Below are 8,837 nucleotides of genomic sequence, written 5' to 3' on the forward strand. Positions count from 1 at the left end.
ACTAACAGAAGAGTAGTTTTTTTTGAAAACCTCAACTTATGACGATTTTTTTTTAGACTCTGTGATATACCAACATTTTCTTAAATGCAGATGGTTTAAAAATGGCTAGAACTAGATTAACAGTAGATGAAATGATTTTAAGTGTTGAAAAGCACTTAAAACAGATAGCAAGACGCACTCATTCAGATGAGTTAATACTACAATTGATTCGATCAAAAACTGCAAATCAATTTACAGAAGAAGACATTAAAAATTTGAGGAATAAATATCATAAAGTTTTAGAATTAAATAGATTAGAAGAAGTAATGGACACTATCTGCTCAATCAAAAAAAGTGATCGCTCTGATATTGAAAAAGACATTGTTGATTTTAGTGGATATGAAGACCCTTTCTCTCAGACTGATGAAAGATTAAAAATAGCCTTAAGGATGCTAAAAAACTACAATCGAAGAGTTCCTGATTTAATAAAACAAAAAGCACATGATGAAATCAAAAATTCATTTCATAGTTCTTATAGACAAGTAAAACAAAAGATAAAAGATCGAAAGCAAGAGAATCATGAGAAATTTTTTCTTGGAAGTGTGCTTATATCATTTTTTAAATCACAAAATATTGAAATGAATTATCTTGAGAATACACTTAAAATGATAGAGCTTTATCAAATAAAAAATTATTTTAGAAAAGAGCTGTTTTTAGAATCAGAAATCAAAGAATTTAAATTTTCAGAGCAAGGTAGAAGCTTTAACGACAAGAAAAACGCGATTTTATCTGATCCTAAAAATCCTTTTAAAAAATAAACAATAAAATTAAAAGATAAAGCAGTATACGTTAACTCATTTATTTTAGATGAGCTAAGCAGTCGACGTTGTTATTACCAACAACGAACAAAAGATTATTTACTGATATAATAAAAAAAATAAGTCTTTTTTTTGATTTTTTAAACATATCTCATCTTTTTTTTAATTAATTTGTTAAATTATATTTTATAAGTAATTGTATTGCTGACCCTCTGCAATTATTTTTAAATCTATTTTTTTAATTGGAAATAATATGGGAATTATAAACAAATATGTCATGGTGATTGAATCTGATGAACCTCCACAAGTTTTCCTAAATGATACTATTCCAAAAGTCGGGAAAGTCATTGAACTTAAAACAGAGCAACTACCCAACCGTGTAGATGCAGCGTGGTTACAAGAAAGATTTAGTATCTCGCGCAAAGCACTTATTGAAAAATTGAGAATTTTTAACAGAGGTACTGATACTAAACATCTTTACGATCCGAAAGAAGTCATACCAATTTTAGAGAATTTTAATGTCACCAGTAGACGTGGCGCACATCGAAAGAAATAAGGGAGCAATTGCTCCCTATTTTATTTAAGATGCGTTCATCATTTTAGCAATGTCTGAAGCGGTCGGATTATAATATGTATTAATCAGAGTTTTAATATCCCTATGTCCTGTAACTTTAGCCAAGATTTCCACAGGTAATTTGCGTTTATTCACAAATCGAGTAATAGCTTCATGCCGTGTATCATGAAAATGAACTACATTATGCAATTCTGTTTTCCCAATTGCTCTTTGCCAAATTAATCTAAATGAATTTGAATTATGTGGAATTAATTTTACTCTATCCATGTAAGGGATAAGGTTTAGAAGATCACGGGCTTCTTTAGATAAGGGAACATCACGAGCATCACCATTTTTTGTGATTGGCAAATGTATGTAGTCAGGATAGATATTGTTACACGTAATCCCTAGAATCTCCCCTTTTCTCATAGCAGTTTCAATCGCAAAAAGAAAAGTCCATGCAACATACTGTCTTGGTGTTTGTGGCCTTGTTCCAATTTTATAATTAAGCGCCTTAAGTATGATTTCAATTTCACTATGACTTATTAGTCGATTACGGGCGGGAGGCTTAGTTGGCTTAGTGACCTGTGCGAATGGATTGTCTTCAATCAAGAAAAGTTCATTTTTGGCGTAATTAAAAACTGATGTGTATAAACACATTTGTCGATGTACTGTCCCAGGTGCGACTTTCTCTAAACGTTTATCTCGCCATTTTTTTACGTCAATAGGTTTAATTTCATAAATTGACTTTTCAGCAAGTTCACCAAAATAATTTTTAAATGTTTCTCTTTTTATTTGTTGCTTTATAAAGGATTTACCTCTTTTCTTATATCCAACTTCATCATAATATTTCTGACAAAGGACAAAGAATGAAAAATATGGTTTTTGCATCTGAGTTTTTTTAGGATCATACTCAGCTTTCATTTCAAGTAAACGAATAGCAGCCCATTGTTCACACTCTCGTGCAGTATCACGTGTGACACTGTCTCTAAGATTTTTATAGCGTACTTGAATACGCCAAGCATTGCCGCGCTTCACTGGTTTTTGCATAAATCCACCTTGGTGTCGTAGCAGCACCAAACACAAAACCCAAGTGTAAACTTGGGGGCGTTTTGGTGCTAAAACGGAAATAATAAGGTGTTTTTGACGCAGATTTTGACGATTTTAAACCATCAAGCTGACCAATTTAGCATTAAAAACTCTTAAATTACCTTAATTTTAGCGACTTAACTACTTGATAATTAAGTATAAAATTTTGGTAGGTATAAGCAGACTCGAACTGCTGACCTCTACGATGTCAACGTAGCGCTCTAACCAACTGAGCTATACACCTAGAATGTAAAGCATCATATTCATTTTTCAGAAGGTTCACAAGTTTTTTTGAGATCGTTTTATCGCAATCGCACAGTCTTTAAGCAACTTCTTAAACAATTGCTTATCACTTGGACTGTTACTCTCCATAAAAACAATTTTTTGATATAACACAATTACTTGCTCGAATGATTTATGATCTTCAACAGAATTCATTAAACGTTGCATCCATGTTTGGAAGGTTTCAGCTTGGCGCTTATGCATCGGCGTAGGTAACTGTTTTTGAAACTTAAAAATTAAACGCTGGTATTCTACTTGTTGTTGGCGTTGTCTCCACCAATAAAAACCTACATAGAACAATAGCACACCACCAATACCAACGATTAGAATGATGACATATCCATATGTGGAATCTAAACCTAAACGAGATAACCAATTCTTTTGCTTTTCCACATCGTAACCAACAACCTTACTCTGCCATTGATAACTTAAATAATCACTCCAAATCCGAACATTTTTTAGAAATTTGAACTGTTGCAATCGCCACCCTTGCGCTCTCTCATCTCCCCAAACCATCTGATCCTGAGCGAGATAATCTTGCATACCCGTATCAATCCGTTGTGGAGCAATCATGGCTGTTGGATCAATTCTTTTCCATTTCCCATCGATATAAACCTCGCTCCATGCATGTGCATCAAGTTGACGTACCTCCCAACTCTGTCCGTCGATCGCAAGCTGCCCCCCTTGATAACCAGTTACAACGCGAGCAGGGATGCCAACAAAACGCATCAACATTACAAAACTTGAAGCATAGTGCTCGCAAAAACCCTTACGGCTAGAAAATAAAAATTGATCAATTCGATCCCCCCCTAAAGTCCCGGGAGTCAAGGTATATACAAAACCATTTTTTCGATACCAATTAAGTACAGTTTGGATATATTCTTCAGGTTGATTTTGACTTTGCTCAAAAAGTTGATGCGCTAACTGTTGTGCCTCTGGGTCCTGAGTTTTTCCATATCGAGTATTTAATTCAAATTGTTTTGTTGACAATACAATGGGTTCAGATGTTGTCCGTCCTAACCATTGCATTTGTATTGGTTGATTACGTTTAATCAATTTACTTGGACGAATACTATCATCCTGATAAAGCTGTAAATATCGTTCCTGCGGAATCGAATACTCTAATCCCATAATCCAATTAGATTGTTCATCTGCTGGTAGATATTGATAATCAACATATCGAGATGCTGATGATGCTGTCTTTAATTGCTGATTGAAAAAACTACTCGTCCAAGTACGACCATCATATTGATCTAGTACCAATGCTCGCCAATATAACTGTTGCCGATTAGGAAGTTGATACATATCTGCAATCACACGAAATGCTAAAGCTGATGATTGAGACAACTGAGCAATATCACCTGGTGACATTGTGTCACTAATTCCAGTTGTCGCTCGATCGTTCTGAATAGGTATCGCCCAAAGCGGTGGCAATCGTGGAAAGAAAATAAATAGTAAAATAAAAAATGGTGTAGCAATACCAATGAACTTAACTATTTGCTTTAGATCTTGCTTAAGTTGTCCAGAAGATAGTTTACTTTGGCTAAATGCTGCTGTTTGTATTCGATACAGTCCCATCAAGCACATTACAAATGTCAAAAATACAATGACTGCCATCCAAAATGCTTGACTATGCAGTAGCAAACTTGCGCTGACAAATAAAGCAAAGTTGAAGACAATCAAAAGATCGCGTGTATTTTTAGCTTCAAGGCTTTTTGCAAATAAACAAGTGCTGAGAAAAGCCACCCCAGCTTCAACCCCAAATAAAGTCTGATAATTGATATAAATCAGCCCCAATGATAACAAGCTAAATAAAACCAATATTAGCTTTGGGAACGGAGTAATAACTTGCTTGTTGTATCTCCAGACCAAAATCAGCCAGATTACCCCCCACACCCCACTCAAAGTGATTGGAGCGAAAGCAACTTGGCCAAGTAATACTAGCGCTAAGGTAGACAATACACAGAAATAAATTTGCTTCGTCATGATTAAGCCTGCGCTAATAAAAGTTTAGCTTGAATCAATTGTGAATATCCTTGCCCACTTTCTAATCGTGCATGAGGTAAAATTAACGCATAGTCATCACCCAGCTGCTCACATTGCTCAACTAAGCCCATCATAAAGCTCAATTTTTCCTCATGCCCTAGGGCTGGAATCTGTTGATAATCAATTTCCAAATGCTGGTGATTCGCTTGTGCCTCAAACATTTTAATAAAGAATCCTTGTCCTCGAGCAACTTGTTTCCATGCCACGTTCTGGTAGGAGTCTCCCTGTCGAAAAGCACGTAATTCTTTAAATTCATCCAAACTATCATGTGCCGTCGTCGGCTGATTTTTATGTTCTTTTTGCCAATCGTGAGCTCTGGGCGCAATCCATATTTTTTGTTTAGGATATAAATACGTCCAAGCTCTAACCAAGCCCAAAGGATAAGTTGAATAGACTTTGATCACCCCAAACTCATATAGGCCACGTTGTTGGGGCAAAACGGGAAGTTCGATAGTTTGTTGAACTTGATTCACATAGATCATTTGTTCTTGTTGCGATGATTGTATCCGTAAATATCGTACCGTCTTATCTTGTTGTTTTAACATTAACCTAATAATTGATGGCTGATTAACCTGACCAACCTCAGGCATGACAATTTCAATTTTTAAGTCATGTAATTGTTTAAACGTTAAATAAAAACTAATACAAAGAATCGCACTGAGTAAAAAGCAAAAACCGAGAATCAAGTTATTGCCATAGTTAATTCCAGCGATAAAAGTAATTAGAATCAAAACCAGATAGAGAAAACCTTGTTTATAAATAAAAACTAATACATCTTTCTGTAATAGTGTTTTAACACTATCTACCTGAAAACGCTTTGCAATCCATTGGCTAACTTGTTGCTTAAGTCCTTTTTGCATGTGCCTTCTCTCTACTACATGGCTTCAACCGACTGCAAAATTTGTTTTGCTTCAACCTCACCGAGACTCAAACGATGTGCAACAACAGCAACAAAAACAGATTGAACATCATCACTGGTTACAAATCCACGCCCCTCAACCAAAGCATAAGCTTGAGTAGCAGCTTTCAGCGCCAATACACCTCGTGTTGAAAGCCCATGTCTTTGTTTACGGGTTTCAGCCGCCAAATCTAAAATATAATTCAGCACAGCATCACTTAAATAAACCTGTTTAGCTAACTCTCTTAAATGAAGAATATCTGCTTGCGTAAACACAGCATCTAACTGATGAATTAAAAACTGACGGGAGTTTTGTTGTAATAACAATTTTTCTGCTTGGCGAGAAGGATACCCCAGTGATAGCCGCATCAAAAATCGGTCTAATTGAGATTCAGGTAATGCATAGGTTCCACTTTGGAATAACGGGTTTTGTGTTGCGAGTACCCAAAAAGGCTGCGGTAATTCATAGTTCACAGCATCAACGGTAACAGCACCTTCTTCCATTGCTTCTAATAACGCACTCTGCGTTTTTGGACTACAGCGGTTAATTTCATCTGCCAATAGAATCTGCGTAAAAATAGGGCCTTTTTTAAACTCAAATAGATGTTCTTTTTGATTAAAAATATTAATACCAATGACATCACTCGCTAGCATATCGTTGGTAAATTGAATCCGTTGGAAATGCAAACCTGCTAGACGAGCCAAGGCACTGGCCAATGTGGTTTTACCCAATCCCGGCAAATCTTCGAACAATACATGACCACCTGCCAACAAACAGCTTAATGCCAATTTTGTCTGCTGGGGCTTATCTAAAATGAGTTGATTAATCTCAACTAAAAACCTTTCGATTTTAGGGCTAAAGCTTTGAATATCTTGTTCGAGTTCTCGATTTTTTAATTTTTCTTCCTGAACAGCAGCTTTGTCAGTACCCCACATTATATTTTCCCCAAAATAAAAACAGTGCATGATTCAACATACACTGTTTTGTTTTTTTTTCAAAGAAATCAAAAGATTTCTAGCAAGGACACTTCTTCATATTTCCACCTGAAGATGGATAACGCGCGTCGATACAATGACGATAAAACGTCTTCGCATCCATCGGTATCAGATCGGGATGATGTGTCTGCATATGTTTTAGATACGTCTCATAATCTGGCACACCAACCATCAACCGAAAGCTCTGTTGTAAACGTTGCCACAAAGTCGCAATCCGAGACCAGTTGCTGGGTGAAAAAATCAAATGTTTCTGTGACATGATGGTAAATTTGATGATCTTTACAATCACCGCACCACCCTGTCGAGCAATTTTAAAATCCATGCTTATTCTCCTTTGATGCTATTTGCAGTCATTGGAACATCAGAATAAACCGCTGGTGCTTCATTCACTGTCGGTGTTGGGCTTGCCAATGCGCGGCGAACAATTCCAATCGATGCAATTACCATTACAACAGCAACAATCATAAAGAACGCACACAAAGCTGCATTGATCTGATTTGACATCACAATGGTCTGCATTTCGGCAACAGTTTTAGCAGGTGCAAGTACCTCACCGCGTGCAATCGCATTCGAAAAACGATCTGCCTGTGCAAGGAAACCAATTTTTGGATTTTCATGAAAAATCTTTTGCCAACCTGCTGTCATTGATGTAATAAATAAGAAAATCGTTGGGACAATCGTAACCCAAACATACTTCTCTTTTTTCATTTTGAACAAAATCACTGTACCTAAAATCAAAGCCATTGACGCTAGAATTTGGTTACCGATACCGAATAATGGCCACAATGAATTAATCCCACCAAGCGGATCAACAACACCTTGATAGACAAAGAAGCCCCAACCAGCAACAGCAATAAAAGTACCGATTAAATTACCAACAAATGAGCTAGATTGTTTCACTGCAGGTACGACGATCCCAACTGTATCTTGCACCATGAATCGACAAGCACGTGTACCCGCATCCACAGCAGTTAGAATAAATAACGCTTCGAACAGAATTGCAAAGTGATACCAAAATGCCATCATTGAACGATTATTAAAAATCTCAGAAATGATGTGCGCCATACCAATTGCAAAAGTTGGTGCGCCACCAGCACGAGATAAAATCGAACTTTCACCTACCTCTTGCGCTAAGACAGTCAACATTTCAGGACTAACAACAAATCCTAAATTGCGAACCGCTTCAGCAGCTGTATCAACACTTGTACCTAAAATTGCAGCAGGCGTATTAATCGCAAAATAAACACCAGGATCAAGTACAGTCGCACAAATCATTGCCATGATACCGACAAATGATTCCATCAACATGCCACCATAGCCAATCATACGGATATTCACTTCGTTATCGACTAATTTAGGTGTTGTACCTGAGGAAACAAGTGCATGGAAACCAGAAATTGCACCACAAGCAATTGTAATAAATAAGAAAGGAAATAAACTTCCTGCAAATACAGGGCCAGTACCATCAATAAAGTGCGTCACCGCAGGCATTTTTAATTCAGGCATGGCAAAAATAATACCAACCGCCAAACCAGCAATTACACCAATTTTGAGGAAAGTAGATAAATAGTCACGCGGTGCAAGTAGCAACCACACAGGTAAAACTGATGCGATAAAACCGTAAATGATCAGTGCCCATGTTAACTCTGTGCCGCTTAGGGTAAACAACTGTCCCCAATAAGGATCTTTTGCAACATCACCACCGTAAACTATCGCCATCATCATCAAAACAAAGCCGATAATCGAAACCTCAGCAATTTTTCCAGGGCGTAAATAACGCATATAAACACCCATGAATAATGCAATCGGAATGGTGGCCGCAATACTAAATACGCCCCAAGGACTGTGAGCTAAAGCTTTCACAACAACCAAGGCAAGCACAGCAAGAATAATAATCATGACACCTAATGTACCAAGCATCACGATCACACCTGCAAAAGTCCCAAGCTCTTGCTTTGCCATTTCACCTAAAGAGCGTCCATCTCGACGGGTCGAAATAAACAGCACAAGAAAATCTTGACCAGCACCCGCGATAACCACACCTACTAACAACCAAATTGTTCCCGGTAAGTATCCCATCTGGGCGGCGAGAATAGGACCAACTAATGGACCAGCACCTGCAATTGCAGCAAAGTGATGACCAAATAATACGTATTTATTGGTTGGAACATAATCT

Annotated in this window: 8 protein-coding genes and 1 tRNA gene; 2 read left to right on the forward strand and 7 right to left on the reverse strand. The window is 37.1% G+C overall.

Going from position 1 to position 8,837, the window contains the following annotated elements; translation table 11 throughout:
* Positions 1 to 101 precede the first annotated feature (101 nt).
* Both B4237_RS12425 and B4237_RS12430 read left to right on the forward strand, forming a co-directional pair.
* Entirely contained in the window at positions 102 to 797 is a 696-nt protein-coding gene (locus B4237_RS12425; protein WP_016543151.1) for a hypothetical protein, read from the forward strand.
* Positions 798 to 1,050: 253 nt separating this feature from the next.
* Entirely contained in the window at positions 1,051 to 1,353 is a 303-nt protein-coding gene (locus B4237_RS12430) for a hypothetical protein (protein ID WP_008941996.1), read from the forward strand.
* 24 nt (positions 1,354 to 1,377) lie between these two features.
* On the opposite strand, the gene B4237_RS12435 is transcribed toward B4237_RS12430, so the two are convergent.
* The 7 genes from B4237_RS12435 to B4237_RS12465 form a co-directional block, all read right to left on the reverse strand.
* Positions 1,378 to 2,400 carry a tyrosine-type recombinase/integrase gene (locus B4237_RS12435; RefSeq protein ID WP_016543150.1) on the reverse strand — a complete coding sequence of 341 codons (1,023 nt, stop codon included), beginning with the start codon at positions 2,398 to 2,400 and terminating at the stop codon, positions 1,378 to 1,380.
* Positions 2,401 to 2,606: 206 nt separating this feature from the next.
* Positions 2,607 to 2,683: transfer RNA gene (locus tag B4237_RS12440), tRNA-Val, on the reverse strand.
* Between the two features lie 35 nt (positions 2,684 to 2,718).
* Positions 2,719 to 4,707, reverse strand: coding sequence for a DUF3488 and transglutaminase-like domain-containing protein (locus B4237_RS12445; RefSeq protein ID WP_278595913.1), 1,989 nt, complete (start codon positions 4,705 to 4,707; stop codon positions 2,719 to 2,721).
* 2 nt (positions 4,708 to 4,709) lie between these two features.
* Positions 4,710 to 5,627 (reverse strand): DUF58 domain-containing protein, encoded by a 918-nt coding sequence (locus B4237_RS12450; protein WP_278595912.1) that lies wholly within the window; start codon positions 5,625 to 5,627, stop codon positions 4,710 to 4,712.
* A gap of 14 nt (positions 5,628 to 5,641) precedes the next feature.
* Complete coding sequence (locus B4237_RS12455) at positions 5,642 to 6,601, reverse strand: AAA family ATPase (RefSeq protein ID WP_007483797.1); 960 nt, start codon at positions 6,599 to 6,601, stop codon at positions 5,642 to 5,644.
* Between the two features lie 79 nt (positions 6,602 to 6,680).
* Positions 6,681 to 6,983, reverse strand: a complete 303-nt coding sequence (locus B4237_RS12460) for a YbdD/YjiX family protein (RefSeq protein ID WP_278595911.1) — start codon at positions 6,981 to 6,983, stop codon at positions 6,681 to 6,683.
* A gap of 2 nt (positions 6,984 to 6,985) precedes the next feature.
* A partial coding sequence (locus B4237_RS12465) for a carbon starvation CstA family protein (RefSeq protein WP_286943369.1) occupies positions 6,986 to 8,837 on the reverse strand: 1,852 nt, incomplete at its 5' end.

The sequence above is a fragment of the Acinetobacter sp. UBA6526 genome, from assembly GCF_002434875.1.
GTDB lineage: Bacteria > Pseudomonadota > Gammaproteobacteria > Pseudomonadales > Moraxellaceae > Acinetobacter > Acinetobacter venetianus.